Source organism: Variovorax sp. LARHSF232, assembly GCF_052871435.1.
On sequence record NZ_JBIXJS010000007.1, the window covers coordinates 177,513 to 198,036 of the forward strand.

The 20,524-nt window shown below is 66.8% G+C and carries 21 protein-coding genes and 1 tRNA gene; 9 read left to right on the plus strand and 13 right to left on the minus strand.

All coding sequences use genetic code 11. The features are described from left to right. Positions 1-20: 20 nt before the first annotated feature. Complete coding sequence (locus ACIPRI_RS18525) at positions 21-362, minus strand: 4a-hydroxytetrahydrobiopterin dehydratase (RefSeq protein ID WP_446622939.1); 342 nt, start codon at positions 360-362, stop codon at positions 21-23. A 23-nt stretch (positions 363-385) separates the two neighbouring features. After that, on the minus strand, positions 386-1,645 hold the full coding sequence (locus tag ACIPRI_RS18530; RefSeq protein ID WP_446622940.1) for a M48 family metallopeptidase: 1,260 nt from the start codon (positions 1,643-1,645) through the stop codon (positions 386-388). Positions 1,646-1,682: 37 nt separating this feature from the next. On the opposite strand from ACIPRI_RS18530, the gene orn reads away from it, so the two are divergent. Next, positions 1,683-2,291: an oligoribonuclease gene (gene orn / locus ACIPRI_RS18535; RefSeq protein ID WP_446622941.1), complete on the plus strand. Its 609-nt coding sequence runs from the start codon at positions 1,683-1,685 to the stop codon at positions 2,289-2,291. Between the two features lie 242 nt (positions 2,292-2,533). Continuing rightward, complete coding sequence (locus ACIPRI_RS18540) at positions 2,534-4,330, plus strand: DEAD/DEAH box helicase (protein ID WP_446622942.1); 1,797 nt, start codon at positions 2,534-2,536, stop codon at positions 4,328-4,330. A 92-nt stretch (positions 4,331-4,422) separates the two neighbouring features. Here ACIPRI_RS18540 and ACIPRI_RS18545 read toward each other — a convergent pair. Continuing rightward, positions 4,423-4,499, minus strand: a tRNA-Pro gene (locus ACIPRI_RS18545). Between the two features lie 39 nt (positions 4,500-4,538). Further along, complete coding sequence (locus ACIPRI_RS18550; RefSeq protein WP_446623056.1) at positions 4,539-5,525, minus strand: polyprenyl synthetase family protein; 987 nt, start codon at positions 5,523-5,525, stop codon at positions 4,539-4,541. A 247-nt stretch (positions 5,526-5,772) separates the two neighbouring features. Between ACIPRI_RS18550 and rplU the strand changes: the two genes are divergently transcribed. From rplU to proB, 4 genes are all read left to right on the plus strand, one after another. Next, positions 5,773-6,084: a 50S ribosomal protein L21 gene (gene rplU / locus ACIPRI_RS18555; RefSeq protein ID WP_130368584.1), complete on the plus strand. Its 312-nt coding sequence runs from the start codon at positions 5,773-5,775 to the stop codon at positions 6,082-6,084. A 12-nt stretch (positions 6,085-6,096) separates the two neighbouring features. Continuing rightward, entirely contained in the window at positions 6,097-6,357 is a 261-nt protein-coding gene (rpmA, locus tag ACIPRI_RS18560) for a 50S ribosomal protein L27 (protein ID WP_446622943.1), read from the plus strand. 71 nt (positions 6,358-6,428) lie between these two features. Then, positions 6,429-7,493, plus strand: coding sequence for an Obg family GTPase CgtA (gene cgtA / locus ACIPRI_RS18565; protein ID WP_446622944.1), 1,065 nt, complete (start codon positions 6,429-6,431; stop codon positions 7,491-7,493). 43 nt (positions 7,494-7,536) lie between these two features. Further along, a complete protein-coding gene (gene proB, locus ACIPRI_RS18570) occupies positions 7,537-8,685 on the plus strand; it encodes a glutamate 5-kinase (protein WP_446622945.1) in 1,149 nt (382 codons plus the stop codon). A gap of 10 nt (positions 8,686-8,695) precedes the next feature. On the opposite strand, the gene ACIPRI_RS18575 is transcribed toward proB, so the two are convergent. Then, positions 8,696-9,232, minus strand: a complete 537-nt coding sequence (locus ACIPRI_RS18575; protein ID WP_446622946.1) for a CNP1-like family protein — start codon at positions 9,230-9,232, stop codon at positions 8,696-8,698. Then, positions 9,189-9,851: an RNA pyrophosphohydrolase gene (locus ACIPRI_RS18580; RefSeq protein ID WP_446622947.1), complete on the minus strand. Its 663-nt coding sequence runs from the start codon at positions 9,849-9,851 to the stop codon at positions 9,189-9,191. The genes ACIPRI_RS18575 and ACIPRI_RS18580 overlap by 44 nt, the downstream gene beginning before the upstream one ends. Positions 9,852-9,977: 126 nt before the next feature. Between ACIPRI_RS18580 and ACIPRI_RS18585 the strand changes: the two genes are divergently transcribed. The 3 genes from ACIPRI_RS18585 to ACIPRI_RS18595 all read left to right on the plus strand — a co-directional run bounded on the left by ACIPRI_RS18585 (position 9,978) and on the right by ACIPRI_RS18595 (position 13,791). Further along, the gene (locus ACIPRI_RS18585; RefSeq protein ID WP_446622948.1) at positions 9,978-11,723 is read left to right on the plus strand and encodes a proline--tRNA ligase; all 1,746 of its coding nucleotides are present in this window, start codon (positions 9,978-9,980) and stop codon (positions 11,721-11,723) included. Between the two features lie 82 nt (positions 11,724-11,805). Further along, positions 11,806-12,444 (plus strand): lytic transglycosylase domain-containing protein, encoded by a 639-nt coding sequence (locus ACIPRI_RS18590; protein ID WP_446622949.1) that lies wholly within the window; start codon positions 11,806-11,808, stop codon positions 12,442-12,444. Positions 12,445-12,597: 153 nt separating this feature from the next. Further along, complete coding sequence (locus ACIPRI_RS18595) at positions 12,598-13,791, plus strand: MFS transporter (protein ID WP_446622950.1); 1,194 nt, start codon at positions 12,598-12,600, stop codon at positions 13,789-13,791. Positions 13,792-13,798: 7 nt separating this feature from the next. Here ACIPRI_RS18595 and ACIPRI_RS18600 read toward each other — a convergent pair whose 3' ends face one another. From ACIPRI_RS18600 to hemA, 7 genes are all read right to left on the minus strand, one after another. After that, on the minus strand, positions 13,799-15,118 hold the full coding sequence (locus ACIPRI_RS18600) for a hemolysin family protein (protein ID WP_446622951.1): 1,320 nt from the start codon (positions 15,116-15,118) through the stop codon (positions 13,799-13,801). Between the two features lie 41 nt (positions 15,119-15,159). Then, positions 15,160-16,158 carry an AAA family ATPase gene (locus tag ACIPRI_RS18605; RefSeq protein WP_446622952.1) on the minus strand — a complete coding sequence of 333 codons (999 nt, stop codon included), beginning with the start codon at positions 16,156-16,158 and terminating at the stop codon, positions 15,160-15,162. Positions 16,159-16,334: 176 nt separating this feature from the next. Continuing rightward, positions 16,335-16,817: a cupin domain-containing protein gene (locus ACIPRI_RS18610; protein WP_446622953.1), complete on the minus strand. Its 483-nt coding sequence runs from the start codon at positions 16,815-16,817 to the stop codon at positions 16,335-16,337. 13 nt (positions 16,818-16,830) lie between these two features. Continuing rightward, positions 16,831-17,160, minus strand: coding sequence for a Grx4 family monothiol glutaredoxin (gene grxD / locus ACIPRI_RS18615; protein ID WP_446622954.1), 330 nt, complete (start codon positions 17,158-17,160; stop codon positions 16,831-16,833). Between the two features lie 32 nt (positions 17,161-17,192). Beyond that, complete coding sequence (gene prmC, locus ACIPRI_RS18620) at positions 17,193-18,035, minus strand: peptide chain release factor N(5)-glutamine methyltransferase (protein WP_446622955.1); 843 nt, start codon at positions 18,033-18,035, stop codon at positions 17,193-17,195. Continuing rightward, on the minus strand, positions 18,032-19,117 hold the full coding sequence (gene prfA, locus ACIPRI_RS18625) for a peptide chain release factor 1 (protein ID WP_446622956.1): 1,086 nt from the start codon (positions 19,115-19,117) through the stop codon (positions 18,032-18,034). Before prfA ends, prmC begins: the two co-directional genes overlap by 4 nt. Before the next feature lie 116 nt (positions 19,118-19,233). Next, positions 19,234-20,505: a glutamyl-tRNA reductase gene (hemA, locus tag ACIPRI_RS18630; RefSeq protein ID WP_446622957.1), complete on the minus strand. Its 1,272-nt coding sequence runs from the start codon at positions 20,503-20,505 to the stop codon at positions 19,234-19,236. Between the last annotated feature and the right edge of the window lie 19 nt (positions 20,506-20,524).

Sequence of the window (20,524 nt, forward strand, 5' to 3'; positions counted from 1 at the left end):
GATGCATATGTCCGCCGGCCTCAGGAGGCCAGGACGGCGTCGACGCGCGCGGCGCAGTCGATGTCGGTGGCGGAGATGCCGCCCACGTCGTGCGTGTTGAAGCGCACCACGCAGCGGTTGTAGTGCACCGACAGGTCGGGGTGGTGGTCTTGCACGTGCGCCACCATGGCCACCGCATTCATGAATGCGATGGTTTCGAAGTAGTTGGCGAAGCGGAAGGTCTTCTCGATCGCCACATTGGCGCCGTCGCCCGCCAACTGCCAGCCGTCGAGCCGGGCCAGTGCGGAGACGGTTTCGGTGCCGCTGAGGGCTCGGCGGGCCTGGCCTTGCCACACCTTGGGTTGGAACATGCTGGTGCTCATGGCTGTCTCTTGCAGGGAAAAATTCATGCCACCGCCATGCGCGCGAGGCGCTCGGAGGCGGGTGGGTGGGAGTAGTAGAACTTGACGAAGACCGGGTCCGGCGTGAGCGTGGACGCGTTGTCCTGGTAGAGCTTGAGCAGCGCATTTGACAGGTCGGTGCCGCTGGTCTGCGCAACCGCGTAGGCATCGGCTTCGAACTCGTGCTTGCGCGACAGCATGGCCGCCACCGGCGCGATGAACACGCCGAACACCGGCACCGCCAGCATGAACAGGAGCAGGGCGAGCGCGTCGTTGGGCGCGCTCATGTTCGGCTGCACGCCCAGCCCGGTGTAGAACCAGGCTTGCGACGACAGCCAGCCCAGCAGGGCGAAGCCAGCGAGGCTCATCGCGAACATGGCGACCATGCGCTTTAGCACGTGGCGGTGCTTGAAATGGCCGAGCTCGTGGGCCAGCACGGCCTCGACCTCGCCGGCGCTGAGCTGGCGCAGCAGCGTGTCGTAGAACACCACGCGCTTGCTCGAGCCAAAGCCGGTGAAGTAGGCGTTTGCATGGGCGCTGCGCCGGCTGCCGTCCATCACGAACAGGCCTTTGGCGGCAAAGCCGCAGCGCTTCATCAGCGCGGTGACGCGCGCCTTCAGGGTGGCGTCGTCGAGCGGCTTGAATTTGTTGAACAGCGGCGCGATGAAGGTCGGGTAGATCAGCATCAGCGTGAGATTGAAGCCGACCCACACGGCCCAGGCCCAAAGCCACCAGCGCGTGCCGGCCGCGCCCATCAGCCAGAGGATCAGTGCCGCCAGGGGCAGGCCAATCAGCGCGCCCAGCGCAGCGCCCTTGATCGCGTCGGCGATCCACAGACGCAAGCTCATCTTGTTGAAGCCGAAGCGCTCTTCCAGGCGGAAGGTTTGCCAGAGCGAGAAGGGCAGCTCGAGCAGGCCGCCAATAACGCTGAAAGCCGCCAACAACGCCAGTTGCTGCACCATGCCGCCGCCGAGCCAGCCGGCGAGCTGCCGGTTGAGCAGATCCAGGCCGCCCAGCAGGGTCCAGCCCAGCAGCAGGGCGGTCGACCAGGCCATCTCGACGATGCCGAAGCGGCTCTTGGCGATCGTGTAGTCGGCCGCCTTCTGGTGCGCGGCCAAGGCGATGGTCTGGGCGAAGGCGGCCGGCACCGCATCGCGATGCCGGGCCACGTGGCGCACCTGGCGCGTGGCCAGCCAGAACTTCAGCAGGAGGCCGGCCACCAGGGCGGTGGCGAAGGCGTAGGTAAGGATCAAGGATGCGGACATGCGGCGCGCAGTTTAGGCCATCGGTGACAATCGACCGATGCCAGAATTCATTGACCCGACCGTCGCCGCGCCCACGGAACAGCCTCCCGCCACGCTGAAGAAGAGCGACCAGAACCTGGTCTGGCTGGACTGCGAAATGAGCGGGCTCGACCCCGAAAAGGAGCGGCTGCTGGAGATTGCCGTGGTCGTCACCGGCCCCGACCTCACGCCGCGCATCGACGGCCCGGTACTGGTCATCCACCAGAGCGACGCCGTGCTCGACGGCATGGACGCCTGGAACAAGGGCACCCACGGCCGCAGCGGCCTGATCGAGAAGGTCAAGGCCTCCACGCTGGACGAGGCTGCTGCCGAGCGGCAACTGCTCGAGTTCATCGCCCGCTACATCCCGAAGAACGGCTCGCCCATGTGCGGCAACACCATCGGGCAGGACCGGCGCTTTCTGGTGAAGTACATGCCCAAGCTGGAGGCTTACTTTCACTATCGCAACCTGGACGTCAGCACGCTCAAGGAACTCGCCAAGCGCTGGAAGCCGGCGGCCTACAACGCCTTTAAGAAGCAGCAGGCGCACACGGCGCTGGCCGACGTGCACGAGTCCATCGAAGAACTGGCGCACTACCGGGAAACCTTCCTGCGGCTCCAGGATTAGGTAAAAACCCCCAGGCCATGCGATAATTGCGGGCTTCGCATTTCACCAGGTGGCTGGCAACCGCGAATTTCTCGCATCTCCCTATCTTGCACAGCGTGCCCCTTTGAATGGGCCGCAGCCCGAGCACCTTCTCGAAAGGGTGCACAGCCGGGCTGAATGTCGTTGGATGGTTGATGTTTTTAACCATCCCACGCGGCAAGTGCCCACGGCCCTTGCTTTGCGTGCAAGAAAGTTAGCTTTTCATGACCGACGCTTTTGAAGCGCAGGGCGATTTCGTGCCCGCGCAATCTTCTTCTTCCGAATTCATCGCCACGCCCGGCACCGACGCGCCCGTGCTGGAGGCGCTCGACGCCGCGCCCGCACCCAAGCTGCCCAACGGCTTCGTGCGCCTGGGCCTGGCACCGCAACTGGTGTCCGCCGTCGAAGAACTCGGCTTCAGCCAGCCCACCGCCGTGCAGGAAAAGGCCATTCCGCTGGCCATGGGCACCGAAGGCGCCGGCTTCGTCGACCTGATGGTCTCGAGCCAGACCGGCAGCGGCAAGACCGCGGCCTTCCTGCTGCCCGTGCTGCACACGCTGATCCAGCAGCAGGCCGCTGCCGAGGAGGCCGAGCGCGCCGAATTCCAGCGCCTGGCTGCCGAAGCTGAGGCGCGTGGCGAAGCCGCGCCCAAGAAGGCCAAGCGCAAGGATCCGACCAACACGCGCAATTTCAAGGCCGCCGTTCCCGGCGCCCTGATCCTGTGCCCCACGCGCGAGCTGGCCCAGCAGGTGGCGCACGACGCCATCGGCCTGGTGCAGCATTGCCGCGGCCTGCGCATCGCCAGCGTGGTGGGCGGCATGCCCTACCAGCTGCAGATCGCACGCCTGCAAAATGCCAATCTGGTGGTTGCCACCCCGGGCCGTCTGCTCGACCTGCAGCGTTCGATGCAGATCAAGCTCGACGAAGTGCAATTCCTGGTGGTCGACGAAGCCGACCGCATGCTCGACCTGGGCTTTTCCGACGACCTGGCCGAAGTCAACCAGCTGACCATTCAGCGCAAGCAGACCATGATGTTCAGCGCCACCTTCGCGCCGCGCATCCAGCAACTGGCCGCGCGCGTGATGCGCCAGCCCCAGCGGCTGCAGATCGACTCGCCGCAAGAGAAGCACGCCAACATCAAGCAGGTGCTGTTCTGGGCCGACAACACGCAGCACAAGCGCAAGATGCTCGACCACTGGCTGCGCGACACCACCATCAACCAGGCGATCGTGTTCGCCAGCACGCAGGTCGAATGCGACGGCTTGGCCAATGACCTGCAGCAGGACGGCTTCAGCGCCGTCGCGCTGCACGGCGCCCTGAGCCAGGGCCTGCGCAATCGCCGCCTGATGGCGCTGCGCCAGGGCCAGGTGCAGATCCTGGTGGCCACCGACGTGGCGGCGCGCGGCATCGACGTGCCCACCATCACCCACGTCTTCAACTTCGGCCTGCCGATGAAGGCCGAGGACTACACGCACCGCATCGGCCGCACCGGCCGTGCCGGCCGCGACGGCATCGCCGTGACCTTTGCCGAGATCCGCGACCGCCGCAAGATCTTCGACATCGAGGCCTACAGCCGCCAGCAGTTCAAGTCGGAAGTCATTCCCGGCCTGGAGCCGCAGCAGCGCTTCCCGAGCGCACGTCCGCAGGGCGACTTCGGCGGTGGCCGCGGCCGCGAAGGCCGTGAGCATCCCTCGCGTGACCGCAAGTTCGGTGGCGGCGGCGGTGGCCAGCGCTTTGGCAATGGCGGCGGCAACGGTGGCGGCTTTGGCGGCGGACAGGGCGACCGTCCCGCGCGCAGCTTTGGCGGCGGCTTCGGCGGCGGTGCTCCTGCGCGTAGCGGTGGCGGCGGCTTCGGCGGCGGCGCGCGCGAAGAGGGCGGCTACGGACGCAAGTCGGGCTGGGGCGACAGCAACAACCAGCGCGGCAACGGCGGTGGTAACGGCGGCGGCGGCAATGGCGCCCGCAGCTTTGCGCCGCGCGATGGCCACGCACCCAAGCGCGCTTTCAAGCCCAGCCGCTAAGCACCATGAATCGGCCTGCGCGACAGGCCGATAAAGCGAAGCGACAAAAGAAAAAGCCCGACTCCGCAAGGAGTCGGGCTTTTTTACTTGTGTGGTCGGGGTGAGAGGATTCGAACCTCCGGCCTCTACGTCCCGAACGTAGCGCTCTACCAGGCTAAGCTACACCCCGAAGTGCAGAAATTGAGAAAGCGCCCTATCGCTTTTGACTTCAGGCGCGTCGCTCAGTTAGCTGAGCCGCCAATTGTAGCAAACCTTCAGCGTGCGGATTGCGCGGAAGCGCATGAAGTGCATCAATTGCGCGTTGCGCCTCGACCGCTGCGGCCGCGCGCGTTGCATCCAGTGCGCCGGTCTGCCGCACGATCGCCACGATCTGCGGCAGCTGCTCGGTATCGCCGGCCTCGATGGCCGTCTTGATCAGTGCGCGTTGTTCCGGCGTACCGCGCTGCATTGCCAGGATCAGCGGCAAGGTGGTCTTGCCTTCGCGCAGGTCGTCGCCCAGGTTCTTGCCGGTCTCGTTCGCGTCGCCGGCGTAGTCGAGCACGTCGTCGATCACCTGGAACGCGGTGCCCAGGGCCTGGCCATAGGTGGCGCAGGCCTCCTCGAGTTCGGGCGGCGCCTTCGCGAGCACCGCGGCGAGCCGTGTGCTGGCCTCGAAGAGCTTGGCAGTCTTGGAGCGGATGACGCGCAGGTACGCGGCCTCGTCGAGGCTGGCGTCGTGCATGTTCATGAGCTGCAGTACTTCGCCTTCCGCGATGATGTTGGTGGCCTCCGCCAGGATCTCCATCACCCGCATGTCGTGCGCGTCCAGCATCATCTGGAAGGAGCGCGAATACAAGAAATCGCCCACCAGCACGCTGGCCGGATTGCCGAAGGATTCGTTGGCAGTGGGGCGGCCGCGGCGCAGGGTGGATTCGTCCACCACGTCGTCGTGCAACAAGGTTGCGGTGTGGATGAACTCGATCACCGCCGCCAGGTTGTAGTGCTGCGTGCCCTTGTATTGCAGCGCGCCGCTCATGAGCAGCAGCAGGGCGGGCCGCAGGCGTTTGCCGCCGGCCGAGATGATGTAGCGCGAGACCTCGCTGACGAGCGGCACGCCTGTGTTCAGGCGATCGGCGATGACTCGGTCGACTTCGACCATGTCATCGGCAATGAGGCCGAGCACGGACGCGGTGGTGTTAGCAGCGGAGACTGACAAATCGGAGGGGCCGGACGCCAGGAGAAGGTGGGATGGCGAGGGCGGACGGTGCCCGCCAAAGCCCGCGATTATAGGGAGCGGGCCTGTGCCCCCGGACGGCACGGGCCGTCCATCCCCTTCTGGGTGGTGCACTTGATCGCGTGGCGTGCTAGAATATTGGGCTTCGTGGAAATCCGTCCGCGAAGCTGCGATTGGGTCCGCTTTGCCGGCATGGCAAATACAGGGCCCGCATTCCTAGAGGTTAAACATGTACGCGGTCATAAAAACCGGTGGCAAGCAGTATCGCGTTGCTTCCGGCGAAAAAATTAAAGTAGAACAGATTGCTGCGGACGTTGGCCAGGAAATCGTGATCGACCAGGTTCTGGCTGTCGGCAACGGCAGTGAAATCAAGGTCGGCACGCCCCTGGTGTCCGGCGCAACGGTGACGGCCACGGTGCTGTCGCATGGCAAGCACGACAAGGTTCGCATCTTCAAGATGCGCCGTCGTAAGCACTATCAGAAACGTCAAGGCCATCGCCAGCAGTTCACCGAGCTGCAAATCGGCGCGATCGCCGGCTAAGGAGCGGATTCCATGGCACAGAAAAAAGGCGGCGGCTCTACGCGAAATGGGCGCGATTCCAAGCCCAAGATGCTTGGCGTGAAGCGCTTCGGCGGCGAACTGATCAGCGCAGGCTCGATCATCGTGCGCCAGCGTGGCACGCAGTTCCACCCCGGCACCAATGTCGGCGTGGGCAAGGACCACACCCTGTTCGCGCTGGTCGAGGGCCACGTGTCGTTCAGCACCAAGGGTTCGCTGAACAAGCACACGGTCACCGTGACGCCGGCGGCCTAAAAGCCGGTCACTTCGACCTGCTCATGAAGCCCCGCCTGGCGGGGCTTTCTTATTTGTAAACTGGATAACCCATGAAGTTCGTTGACGAAGCCTTCATCGACATCGCCGCCGGCGATGGCGGCAACGGCTGCGTGTCGTTCCGTCATGAGAAGTACAAGGAATTCGGCGGCCCCAACGGGGGAGACGGCGGACGCGGCGGCCATGTGTTTGCCGTGGCCGACCCAAACCTCAACACGCTGGTCGACTTCCGCTACTCGCGCCGGCACGAAGCCAAGCGCGGCGAGCACGGCATGGGTTCCGACATGTTCGGCGCCGCCGGCGACGACATCACGCTGAAAATGCCGGTGGGCACCATCATCGCGGACGCCGAGACCGGCGAGGTGCTGTTCGAACTGCTCGTGCCCGGCGAGGTGATCACCATCGCCAAGGGTGGCGACGGGGGCTTCGGCAACATGCGCTTCAAGAGCGCCATCAACCGCGCGCCGCGGCAGAAGACGCCCGGCTGGCCTGGCGAAAAGCGCAGCCTCAAGCTCGAGCTCAAGGTGCTGGCCGATGTCGGTCTGCTGGGCATGCCCAACGCGGGCAAGTCCACCTTGATCTCCGCCATCTCGAATGCGCGCCCGCGCATCGCCGACTATCCCTTCACCACCTTGCATCCCAACCTCGGCGTGGTGCGCGTCGGACCGGAGCAGAGCTTCGTGGTGGCCGACCTGCCGGGGCTGATCGAAGGCGCCGCCGAAGGCGCCGGCCTGGGCCACCTGTTCCTGCGCCACCTTCAGCGCACGCGGCTGTTGCTGCACGTGGTCGACCTCGCGCCCTTCGACGAGGGCGTCGATCCGGTTGCGCAGGCCAAGGCCATCGTGGGCGAACTCAAGAAGTACGACGCCCAGCTCTACGAAAAGCCGCGCTGGCTGGTGCTCAACAAGCTGGACATGATTCCGGTCGACGAACGTGCCGCGCGCGTCAAGGATTTCGTGAAGCGCCTCAAGTTCAAGGGGCCGGTGTTCGAGATCTCCGCCCTGACGCGCGAGGGCTGCGAGCACCTGGTCCAGGCCGTCTACCTGCAGGTCAAGGCGCAGCAGATCGCCGAGCAGCCGCCCGTCGAGATCGATCCGCGCTTCGTGGATCCGACCTGAATTTCGTCTCAACCGTCCGCCTCTTTTTTTCTTCCTGTCGAAGATGACCGCTGCCAAGCCTGGTTCCACCGTGTTGCGCGACGCGCGTCGCATCGTCGTCAAGGTTGGCTCCAGCCTGGTCACCAACGAGGGCCGCGGGCTGGATGAAGCGGCGATCGGCGAATGGTGCCGCCAACTGGCGATGCTGGCGCGCGACGGCCGCGAGGTGGTGATGGTGTCCAGCGGCGCGATTGCCGAAGGCATGAAGCGCCTGGGCTGGCGCACCCGTCCGCACGAGGTACATGAGCTGCAGGCCGCCGCCGCCGTCGGCCAGATGGGCCTGGCTCAGATGTACGAGACCAAGCTGCGCGAGAACGGCCTGGGCAGCGCCCAGGTGCTGCTCACCCACGCCGACCTGGCCGACCGCGAGCGCTATCTCAATGCCCGCTCCACCTTGCTGACCTTGCTGAGCCTGAACGTGGTGTCGGTGATCAACGAGAACGACACGGTCGTCAACGACGAGATCAAGTTCGGCGACAACGACACGCTGGGCGCGCTGGTGGCCAACCTGGTGGAAGCCGATGCGCTGGTGATCCTCACCGACCAGAAGGGTCTGTACACCGCCGATCCGCGCAAGGATCCGGCCGCGCAGTTCGTGCATGAGGCCATTGCCGGCGATCCGGCGCTGGAAACCATGGCCGGCGGCGCCGGCAGCAGCCTCGGGCGTGGCGGCATGATCACCAAGATCCTGGCGGCCAAGCGGGCGGCAGGCTCAGGTGCCTCCACCGTGATCGCCTGGGGGCGTGAGCCGGACGCGCTGGTGCGCCTGTCCAAGGGCGAGGCCATTGGCACCCTGCTGGTGGCGCAGACACCCAAGCACCAGGCGCGCAAGCGTTGGATGGCCGACCACCTGCAATTGCGCGGTGCCGTCGGCGTGGACGCCGGCGCGGCGGCCAAGCTGCGCGGCGAGGGCAAGAGCCTGCTGCCGATCGGCATGACGGCGGTGGAGGGCGAGTTCTCGCGCGGCGACGTGATCGCGGTGCGCGACCCCGACGGCATCGAGCTGGCGCGCGGGCTGGCCAACTACTCGAGCGCCGAGGCGCGCCTCTTGTGCCGCAAGCCCTCCAGCGAATTCGAGCGCCTGCTCGGCTACGTGGCGGAGCCGGAGATGGTGCACCGCGACAACATGATCCTGATGGTTGCCGCAGGCTGAGCCCGAGGGTTCAGTAGTACTGCGGCTTGCGCAGCTCGCGCACCATTTCGTCGACCGTGGCGCGCGGCGCGCCGCTGCGGCAGATCGCCTGCCGGGCCAGCGCCAGGTTGTAGCGCGTCCTCGCCTGTTCCAGCGACTTCCACTCCGGATTCTCGACCTCGTGCCAGGCATCGCCGCTGTGGCGCGCGTAGGTCTTGGTCTCGCCGGTCGCGCAACGCACGCCGTCGTAAGAGGCGTTCATGGCGGCACCGGGGCCGGTGCTCTTGGCGATGATCACGAAGCGCACCACGCCGTCGCCCGTGGTGGCGATGGTCTTGGGGTCGACGCCGTATTTCAGGTCGAGCATGCGCGGCATGTCGATCTCGATCATGCGGCGGGCGTCGAACGCCGGCGCCGGCGGAACGGGCGATTCCTTCCAGTCTGGACTGGCGAAGACCTGGGCTGATGCGACTTGCGAGACCCAGCCCAGGGCCAGGACGAGCAGTGGCGCCGACAGGCGCCGGCTAGCGCGGCGCGTGAAGCTGATTGGGCGCGATTGCTGCACCATCGGTCGGAGGAGGAGGAACATTGGGATCGGGGTCGAAGGTGGCGCCGGGCGGCAGCTCGAAGATCGGCTCGTGGCCACCGCCGGTGGGATGACGATCGAACTCGCGGCCGCGCACGTTGCCACGCAGAAAGCGGTTGCGGAAATCCTGCCGGGGCAGGTAGCGGGCGAGTTCAGTCAGCGCCATCTCATAGACGCCGCGCTTGAACTCGACGACGACGTCCAGCGGCACCCAGTAGTCGTGCCAACGCCAAGCGTCGAACTCCGGATGGTCGGTCGCGCGAAGGTTGAGGTCCCAGTCGTGGCCAGTGAGTTGGAGCAGATACCAGATCTGCTTTTGGCCTTTGTAGTGGCCGCGTGCGTCGCGGCGAATGAACCGATCCGGCACCTCGTAGCGCAACCAGTCGCGGGTACGGGCCACGATGCGCACATGCTCCGGCTGAAGGCCGATTTCTTCATGCAGCTCCCGGAACATGGCCTGCTCGGGACTTTCGCCGCGGTCGATGCCGCCTTGCGGGAACTGCCATGAATGGGTGCGGATGCGCTTGCCCCAGAAAACCTGATTGCGCTGGTTGAGCAGGATGATGCCGACGTTGGGCCTGAAGCCGTCTCGGTCGAGCATAATCGAACCCCAATTTTTGAACTGAGTCGATTATGCATGCCGGGTTGCGCTCGGCAAGTGGACCGGTTCTCGGGCCCCGGCCTTGGGGCATCCTAGTTTTCCCGTATTTTTGCTGAGCGCCCATCGATGAAAGCTTCCCGTTTCTTTGTCTCCACCCTGAAGGAAGCTCCGGCCGACGCGGAGGTGGCAAGCCACCGGCTCATGATGCGCGCCGGCATGATCAAGAAGCTGGGCGCCGGTATCTACACCTACATGCCCATGGGCCTGCGCGTCATTCGCAAGGTCGAGGCCATCGTGCGCGAAGAGATGAACCGTGCCGGCGCGGTGGAGCTCGCCATGCCGGTCGTGCAGCCGGCCGAGCTGTGGCAAGAGAGCGGCCGCTTCGACAAGATGGGCCCCGAGCTCCTGCGTATCCAGGACCGGCATGAGCGCGACTACGTGGTGCAGCCCACCAGCGAAGAGGTGGTGACCGACATCGCGCGCCAGGAAATCCGCAGCTACAAGCAGCTGCCGCGCAACTTCTATCAGATCCAGACCAAGTTCCGCGATGAGCGGCGTCCCCGCTTCGGCCTGATGCGCGGGCGCGAGTTCACCATGAAGGACGCCTACAGCTTCGACCGCGACCTGGAAGCCGCCAAGCTCAGCTACGACGCGATGTCGCAGGCCTACCGCCGCATCTTCGACCGCTTCGGCCTGCGCTACCGTGCCGTGCGCGCAGACAGCGGCGCCATTGGTGGCGACCTGAGCGAAGAATTCCAGGTGATCGCCGCCACCGGCGAAGACGCCATCGTCTACTGTCCGGAAAGCGATTACGCCGCCAACATGGAGAAGGCCGAGGCGCTGGCCCCGACCGGCCCCCGTCCGGCCCCGAGCCAGACCGCGACCAAGACGCCGACACCCGGCAAGGCCACCTGCGAAGAGGTGGCAGAGCTGCTGGGCGTGCCGTTGTCGACCACGGTCAAGTCGCTGGTGCTGGCCACCGACAAGACCAACGAGGCCGGCGATGTCATCGGCTCCCAGGTCTGGCTGCTGATGCTGCGCGGCGACCACGACATGAACGAGATCAAGGTCGGCAAGCTGCCGGGCCTGGATGCGGGCTTCCGCTTTGCCACCCTGCCCGAGATCGAGGAGCACTTCGGCTGCAAGCCCGGCTACCTGGGCCCGTTGGGTCTGAAGAAGCCGGTCAAGCTGGTGGTCGACCGCGATGTGGCGGTGATGGCCGACTGGATCAGCGGCTCCAACGAGGTGGACTTCCACACCACCGGCATCAACTGGAGCCGCGACCTGCCCGAGCCCGACTTGGTGGCCGACATCCGCAATGTGGTGGCGGGCGACGCCTCGCCCGACGGCAAGGGCCAGCTGGCCATCGAGCGCGGCATCGAAGTGGGTCACGTGTTCGTGCTGGGCACCAAGTACAGCAGGGCCATGAACGCCACCTTCCTGGACGAAGCCGGCAAGCCGCAGTTCCTGGAAATGGGTTGCTACGGCATCGGCATCACCCGCCTGCCGGCCGCGGCCATCGAGCAGAACAATGACGAGCGCGGCATCATCTGGCCGGACGCCATCGCGCCCTTCACCGTGGTGCTGTGCCCGATCGGCATGGACCGCAGCGAAGACGTGAAGGCGGCCGCTGGAAAGCTCTATGACGAGCTGCTGGCCGCCGGGGTCGACGTCATCCTGGACGACCGCGGCGAGCGCCCCGGCGCCATGTTTGCCGACTGGGAGCTGATCGGCGTGCCGCATCGCGTGGTGATCTCCGACCGCGGCATCAAGGAAGGCCAATTCGAATACCAGCACCGCCGTGACACGGCGGCCAGCAAGGTGCCGGTGAATGAAGTCGGCGCCTTCCTGCAGGGCAAACTGGCGGCATGAGCGCCGCGCCGGGCCGCCCCAAGCAAGCTCGGGCCCCCTCGGGGGGCAGCGCAGCACACGCAGTGGCAAGCGTGGGGGACCAATGACACTGTCGCGCCGCCAATGCCTGGGCGGCGCCACCGGCGTCGCGGCCGGTGCGCTATTGCTGGGCTTGCCGCGCGTTGCCCTGGCCGGTGCGCAGATCGAAGAGCCGTTGATCGACTCGGTGCGCACCGCGCTGAGCTCGGCCATCCACAACAGCGCGCCGCCGATCCCCGAGTTCAAGAACACCGACTCGCGCCTGGCCTACCTACGCTGGCTCGGCAACATGAGCGAGCGCCTGAAGAAGCGCATACCCGACTGGAGCACGCGCAAGGAATTCCTGCAGACCATCTGGTATGAGAGCCGGCGTTCCGGGCTGGACGTGAGCCTGGTGCTGGGTCTGGTGCAAGTGGAAAGCAACTTCCGCAAGTTCGCCGTGTCCAGCGCCGGGGCGCGCGGCTACATGCAGGTGATGCCCTTCTGGACCCGCGTGATCGGCGATAGTGATCCGTCCAAGCTGTTTCACATGCAGACCAACCTGCGCTTCGGCTGCGTGATCCTGCGCCACTACCTGGACCGCGAGCGCGGCGACCTGTTCCTGACCTTGGGCCGCTACAACGGCAGCCGCGGGCAGTCGCCCTATCCGAACGCGGTGTTCGCCAACCAGCGCAACTGGACCTTCGTCGACCGGCCGGATTGACAGGGCACGGCGTGGCGTTCGCATGCGCGTCATGCATGAAAGACATTCCAAAACATCGTTTGTCGGGCAGGGGCCGGCCTCGCTATATTGAATGGCTCCGCGACGCCGCACACATGCGGCCGGCCGCATTCCTCCCTCCAATCCCAAGTCTTGATGCCTTCCATGCTCTGGGCCTTGCTGGCCGGCAACTTCGCCATTGGTACCGGCGTGATGGTGGCCAGTGCCACGCTCAACGAGATCAGCACCTTCTTCCAGGTGCCGGTGCCGGTAGCCGGCTACCTGATCTCGGTGGCGGCGCTGGTCGTGTGTCTGGGCGCGCCTTCCCTGGCCGCCGTGGTCGCGCCTTTCGACCGGCGCAAGCTGCTGGCGCTGTCCATGGTCTGGTATGGCCTGCTGCATGCCGCCTGCGCGTTCGTCACTGACTTTGGCTGGCTGCTCGCGCTTCGGGTGCTGGCAGTGATTCCCGCTGCCGTGTTCACGCCGCAGGCGGCCGCTTGCGCGGGCCACCTGATGCCGGCACAGCTGCGCGGCCGCGCCATCACCTTTGTCTTCCTCGGCTGGTCGCTGGCCTCGGTGATGGGCATGCCTTTGAACGCATGGCTGAGCGGCATGCTGGGCTGGCAGGGCGCCTACGGCCTGGTGGCACTCCTGTCGCTGGCGAGCGCGGCGTGGGTGTGGCTGGCCATGCCGCACGACGTGCGGCCGCCGCGATTCTCGCTGGCCAGCTGGGGCACGGCCTTTCGCATGCCGGCCCTGATGCTGTGCGTCGGGGTGACGCTGCTCTACTCGGCTGGGCAGTTCGTGGTATTTGCCTACTTCGCCCCCTTCTTCCGCTACACGTTGGGCGCGAGCGTGCATGAGCTCAGCGCACTGTTCATGTGCTTCGGCGCCTTCGGCCTTTTGGGCAACGTGCTCATGTCGCGCTATGTCGACCGCCTGGGCGCGCCGCGGGGTGTGATGATCGCCATGGGCGCGATCGCACTCAGCCTGCTGGCCTGGCCGCTGGGCGTGACGCTGCTGCTGGCCGCCATGGTGATGGTGCCCTGGGCGCTCGGCTGCTTCTCGGCCAACTCGGCGCAGCAGGCACGGCTGGTGTCGCTGGCGCCGGCACTGGCGGGGGGCTCGGTAGCTCTCAACACGTCGGCCATGTATGCCGGCCAGGCCATCGGCACCGCGATCGGCGGCTGGATGATCGCGCACGATGGCATGAGCAGCCTCCATCTGGCTGGCTTCGTGATGCTGCTGGCCGCCATGGCGGTGAGCGCCTGGGCTGCGCGCATGGCACGGCGCGGCGCGGTGGCAGACGACGCCTGCGCCCGCGTGGTGCCTGCCAAGCGCTCGGCCTGAACAAGGCTCAGCCGGCTGCGCTGGCCTCCGGCGCCCGTGCGGCGTCGCGCGTGACCATGACCTGGTCGATGCGGTGGCTGTCCACGTCCATCACCTCGAACTTGAAGCCGGCCCAGCTGACGCTGTCGGTGCGCTTGGGCACGCGGCGCAGCATGGTCATGAGAAAGCCGGCCAGGGTCTCGTATTCGTCCTCGTGCGGCAGCTCGCCGATGTCGAGGGCGCGCTGCACGTCCTGGATCGGCGTGACACCGTCGATCAGCCACGAGTTCTCGTCGCGCCGCACGATCTGCTGCTCCTCGTCCGAAGGCGGCACCAGGTCGCCCATCACCGTGCTCATCACGTCGTTGAGGGTGATGACGCCCACCACCAGGCTGTATTCGTTGACCACGATGGCAAAGTCTTCGAGCGCCTGGCGGAACTGTTCCAGCACCTCGGTCAGCGAGATGCGGTCGGGCACCACCAGCGCCTTGTTGAGCGCCAGGCCCTGGTCGAAGGACAGCGGCTGGCCGCTCAGCACACGCTGGAACATGTCCTTGGCGTCCACATAGCCCAGCACGTGGTCGATGTCGCGGTCGCACACCGGGTAGGCCGAGAAGGGCTCGGCCACGATGCGTGCGCGCAGCACGGTCTCGGGCTCGTCCTTGTTGAACCAGATCACGCGCTCGCGCGGCGTCATCACGCTGCTGACCTGCCGCGTGTCCAGCTCGAACACGTTGGCGATCACCTGCTGCTCGCGCTCGGCCAGCACGCCGGCGCGCAGGCCGGCTTCGGTCATGGCCAGGATGTCGGCTGAGGTGATGGTCTCCTCGCGCCGGGTCGGCATGCCCAAGAGCTTGAACAAGAGGTCGGTGCCACGCGTGAACAGCCACACCAGCGGCTTGAAGGTGGTGATGAGGAACTGCATCGGCCCCACCAGGCGCATCGCCAGCTGCTCCGGCTCGTTCATTCCCAGGCGCTTGGGAAAGAGGTCGGCAAAGATCAGGAAGACCGAGATGATGATGATGAAAGAGCTCAGGAAGGCGGCCCGCTGCGCCCCCTCGGGGCTGAGCCAGTTCTCGTACAGGCCGGCGAAGAAGGGGCTGAAGGCGCCTTCGCCCACCACGCCGCCCAGGATGGCGACCGCGTTGAGCCCGATCTGCACCACCGTGAAGTAGTGGCCGGGTTGTTCCTGCAGCTGCAGCACCTTCTCGGCGCGGGCGTCGCCGTCATCCGCCAACTGTCGCAAACGCAGGCGGCGCGAGGCCGCCAGGCAGATTTCGGCAAGGGAGAAAAAGGCGCTGATGGCAATCAGCGTGGCAATGATCAGCAGGCTCTCGGTCAGGGTCATGTCGGGTCTTCAGACCCACATGGTGCCATGGCCCGGTGGCGCTACTGGACGAAGCCGATCTTGCCTCGCCCCGTCGCGCCGACGCGCGGCAGGTCTTCCACCCGCACCTGGTCGCGCTGGGCCAGCCTTGCATTGCCGAAGCCGGTCATCAGGGCGCGCCGCATGTCGCGCGGCGCCAGGCCGGACAACAGCTCGATCACGTCGTCCGCCAGCTCGGGCGCCAGCAGCCGGCCCCAGTCGTGCTCGGCGCGGATCGAGGCGTAGAGGTTGCGCGCGATCTGGCGCGCCGCCTCGGGCGAGGGCGCGTCGATCTCGAACACGTTCATGCGGTTGCGGATCGGCTCGGGAATGGCGCGCTCGTCGTTGGCGGTGGTGATCCAGATCACCTGGCTGGCGTCGATCGCCACCTCGGCGAATTCGTCGACGAAGGACTGGGCGGTGTCGTGCTCCAGCAGGTTGTACAGAGCGCCCAGCGGGTCGTACTGGGCATCGGCGCCGGCCTTGTCGATCTCGTCGACCACGATCACCGGGTTGGCGTACTGGCCGTCGACCAGGGCCTCGAATACCTTGCCCGGCTTGGAGCCCTTCCATTGCGAAGAGGCACCGGACAGCAGCCAGCCGGCGGTCATGGAGTTCATCGGCACCAGCGACATGCCGGTGCCCAAGAGCTCGGCCAGCTTGCGTGCGAAGTGGGTCTTGCCGATGCCGGGCGGGCCCAGCAGCAGCATGGGCGTCACCTCCAGGCCGTCGCGGCTGTCCTGCGCCAGGGCGACGTGGCGCCGCACGTCGTCGAGCACCTCGCTGAAATTGGGCAACTGGGCGTAGAGCGAGGCCATTTCCGGAATGCCGCTGGGCTTGACCTGGAAGCGCTCCGGGCCGCGCTCCAGCATGCGTTCGTAGGTGCTGCGCAAGTGTTCGTGCTCGCGTTCGGGCAACTTGGCGAGGCGGCGCTCGACGTCCTGCGGCTGGAACACGCTGCGCATGTGGGCGATGGGCAGGGCCAGGCTGGGAACCGAGGGAACGAGACTGCGGGAATCCATGGATACCTCCGTTTCGAACGCTTCGAGCACAGCATAAGCCGTGCCCAGATGCCATGCGCGCAAACTTCGGCTTGTAGCGTCAGCCCCACACCGCGGAACCGGCTTTGCCGGGCCGCAGGTGAGGTCCCCTCCTCGGGAGGTGGCGAATTACACGGAGCGAAGCGCCGGGAGGCTCCTCAAACCCCGCCGGTGGGATGCGTGGGGTCGACCCAGAGCACGGTGTCAGGCTTCTCCGCCGGCTCGATGTCCAGGTTGATGGCCACCGCTTCGCCATCGCTGCGGCACAGCACGCACTCCAGGGCTTCGGTGCTGCTGGCGTTGATTTCCTGGTGCGGCACATAGGGCGGCACGTAGATGAAGTCACCCGGCCCGGCCTCGGCGGTGTACTCGAGCTTGTCGCCCCAGCGCATGCGGGCGCGCCCGCGCACCACGTAAATCACCGACTCCAGGTGCCCGTGGTGATGGGCGCCGGTCTTGGCGTCGGCATGGATGGTGACCGTGCCGGCCCAGAGCTTCTGCGCCCCGACGCGCGCGAAGTTGATGGCGGCAGCCCGGTTCATGCCTGGGGTCTGCGCCGTGTTGCTATCCAACTGATTGGCGGGGACCACCCGCACGCCGTCGTGTTTCCAGTCGGTGGGGTGCGGATGGTGGTGCGCCATGGCGGGGCGTCCGTCAGTGGGCCGGGGGGGCGGACAGCACCTGCTGCAGCTCGCCCGACTCATACATCTCCATCATGATGTCCGAGCCGCCGACGAATTCGCCGCGCACGTACAGCTGCGGAATGGTGGGCCAGTTGCTGTAGTCCTTGATGCCCTGGCGGATGCCGTCGTCTTCCAGCACGTTCACGGTCTTCAGCGACTTGGGGTCGACGCCGCAGGCCTTCAGGATCTGGATGGCGCGGCCGGAAAAGCCGCACATCGGGAAGCTGGCGCTTCCCTTCATGAAGAGAAGGATTTCGTTCTGCTTGACCAGGTCGTCAATGCGTTGTTGGGCGTCGCTCATGGGGGCTCCTGACAAAGTACTCGTTGAGTTGATTATTTCACCGCACGCCAAAGGCCGCCGGAACAGCGCTCGATGCCGGCAAGGTCCTTGCGGCTTTGTACCTGCGCAAATCCACGCGCGGCCAGCAGCCCGCGCACTTGCACCGCCTGGTCGTGGCCGTGCTCCAGCAGCAGCCAGCCGTCGTCATCCAGGTGCGCCGGGGCGGCCTCGATGATGCGGCGGATGTCGTCCAGGCCGTCGGCGCCGGCGGCCAGGGCCGCCAGGGGTTCGTGCGCCAGGGCCGGCAGGTGCGGATCCTGCGTGGGAATGTAGGGCGGGTTGGAGACGATCAGGCCGTAGCCGGTACCGGCGCCTTCCAGCCAGTCGCCATGGGCAAAGCGCACTGGCAGCCCAAGCCGCTCGGCGTTGGCGCGGGCCACTTCCAGGGCGTCCTGGCTCGCATCGACGGCATGGATCTGCAGGTCCGGTCGCGCCTTCTGCAGCGCCAGTGCGATGGCGCCGCTGCCGGTGCCCAGGTCGATCACCCGCACTTCGTGCAGGCCGGCCAAGCGCTCGATGGCCCAGTCGACCAGCGTCTCTGTGTCCGGGCGCGGCACCAGCACGCGGGCGTCCACCTGGAGCGACAGGCCGTGGAATTCCTTCTCGCCGGTCAGGTAGGCCACCGGCTCGCCGGCCAGCCGCCGCACGAGATGGCGCTCGAAAGCGGCCGCCGCCTCGGGCGCCAGCGGGTCGCTGTCGTGGGCCAGCAGCCAGGCGCGCTCGTCGCCGCCGCGGCCCAGCGCGTGCAGGAGCAGCAACTGCGCATCCAGCCGCGAGGCGCCCAATGCCGCGGCGGCCGAGAGCGCCTGGGCGATGGTGCCGGCTTCCACGGTCATGCCCCCGCCGCTTCCAATTCCGCCAGCTGCTCGGCCTCGTGCGCCGCCTTCAAAGCGCCCAGCACTTCGTCCAGATCGCCGTCCATGATGAACTGCAGCTTGTAGAGGGTGAGGTTGATCCGGTGGTCGGTCAGACGCCCCTGCGGGAAGTTGTAGGTGCGGATGCGGTCGGAGCGATCGCCGCTGCCGATCAGGCCCTTGCGCAGGGCGGCGTCCTTGGCGGCGCGCTCGCTGCGCTCCTTTTCCTGGATGCGGGCCGACAGCACCTGCAGCGCCTTGGCCTTGTTGCGGTGCTGGCTGCGGTCGTCCTGGCATTCGGCCACGATGCCGGTCGGAATGTGGGTGATGCGCACCGCCGAATCGGTCTTGTTGATGTGCTGGCCGCCGGCGCCGCTGGCGCGGTAGGTGTCGATGCGCAGGTCGGCCGGGTTGATCTGCACCGCCTGGGCTTCGTCCGGTTCGGCCAGCACCGCCACCGTGCAGGCGCTGGTGTGGATGCGGCCCTGGGTCTCGGTGGCCGGCACGCGCTGCACGCGGTGGCCGCCCGATTCGAAACGCAGAGCCCCGAACACGTTGTCGCCCACGATGCGCAGCACCACTTCCTTGTAGCCGCCCAGCTCGCCTTCGCTCTCGCTGACGATTTCGCAGCGCCAGCCGGCACGCTCGGCGTAGCGGGTGTACATGCGAAACAGATCGCCGGCGAACAGGGCCGACTCGTCGCCGCCGGTGCCGGCGCGAATTTCCAGGAAGGCGTTGCGCGCGTTGTCCGGGTCCTGGGGCAGCAACAGGCGCTGCAGCTCGTCCTCGAGCTTGCGCACTTCGGCTTCGCCGCTGGCGATTTCCTCGCGCGCCATCTCGGCCATGTCAGGGTCTTCCAGCATCTCGCGGGCGCCGGCCAGGTCGGACTCGAGCTGCTTGTAGCGCTGGTAGCGACCGGCCACCTGCGTCACCTGCGCATGCTCGCGCGACAGCACGCGGTACTGGCTCATGTCGGCCATGATGTCCTCGCGCGAGAGCAGGAAGTCCAGCTCTTCCAGGCGTTGCAGGTAGCGGTCGAGTTGTTGGCGGAGAAAGGTTTTCACGGGAGCGAAGCGGCGAATGGGAGGAGGCGGTCCTTGTTTGGCAAGAGACCAGAGCGGCGGAGCGTTCGGGCTGGCGAATGGAATGGCCCGGTGGCCCCGCTCTGGGGAGAGCGTCGCTAACGCTCTTTGCGCAGGAACAGGCGCGCGATGGTCTGCGCCGTCTGCTCGCGCGCGGCGGCATCGCCGGCATGCAGCTCGGCCATGGCGCCGTGCAGCATCTTCTGCGTCAGGCCGCGCGACATGGCTTCCAGCACGGCGTCGACGTCCTCGCCCTTGGCCAGGAGCTTTTTCGCACGGGCCATCTCGGCGGCGCGCCAGGCGTCGGTCTGGGCGTTGAGCTGCTGGATCAGCGGCACCGTGCCGCGCTGGCCCAGCCAGTGCATGAAGCTTTGCACGCCGGCGTCGATGATGACCTCGGCCTGCGCCACCGCGGCCTGGCGCTGGGCCTGGCCCTGCTGCACGACCTGGGCCAGGTCGTCCACGGTGTAGAGATACACGTCCGACAGCGCCTTCACCTCGGGCTCGATGTCGCGCGGCACCGCCAGGTCGACCATGAACATCGGGCGGTGCTTGCGCTGCTTGAGCGCCCGTTCCACCGCGCCCAGGCCGATCAGCGGCAGCGTGCTGGCGGTGCAGCTGATGACGATGTCGAATTCGGCCAGCCGGCCCGGCAGGTCGGCCAGGCGCATGGCCTCGCCGCCAAAGCGCGAGGCCAGCTTCTCGCCGCGCTCCAGGGTGCGGTTGGCGATCACCATCGACTTGGGACTGCGGGCGGCAAAGTGGGTGGCCGCCAGGTCGATCATTTCGCCGGCACCCACGAAGAGCACGCGCGTCTGCTGGAGGTCTTCGAAGAGCTGGCTGGCCAAGCGCACCGAGGCGGCGGCCATGCTGATGGAATGGGCGCCGATCTCGGTGGCGGTGCGAACTTCCTTGGCCACCGCGAAGGAGCGCTGGAACAGCTGGTTGAGCGTGCTGCCCAGCGCGCCGGCGCTCTCGGCGGCGCGCACCGCGTCCTTCATCTGGCCCAGGATCTGGGCCTCGCCCAGCACCATCGAGTCGAGCCCGCTGGCCACCCGGAAGGCGTGGCGCGCGGCCTGGTCGTTTTCCAGCGTGTAGGCGTGCGAGCGCAGCAGGGCCGGGGCGACGCCGCCGCTCTCGGCCAGCCAGCCTACCGTGTGGTCGAGAGCGGCGTGGTCGGCCGCGCAGTAGATCTCGGTGCGGTTGCAGGTGGAGATGATGGCCGCCTCCACATCCGGATGGCGGCTGGCCCCGAAGGAGCTGCGCAGGCTGTGCAGGGTGGGGGTCAGTTGATCGAGGGCGAACGCAAAACGACCGCGCAGATCGAGCGGCGCGGTCGTGTGATTCAAGCCCAGGGCCCAGACTGCCATTCCTGGATTATAAAATTTG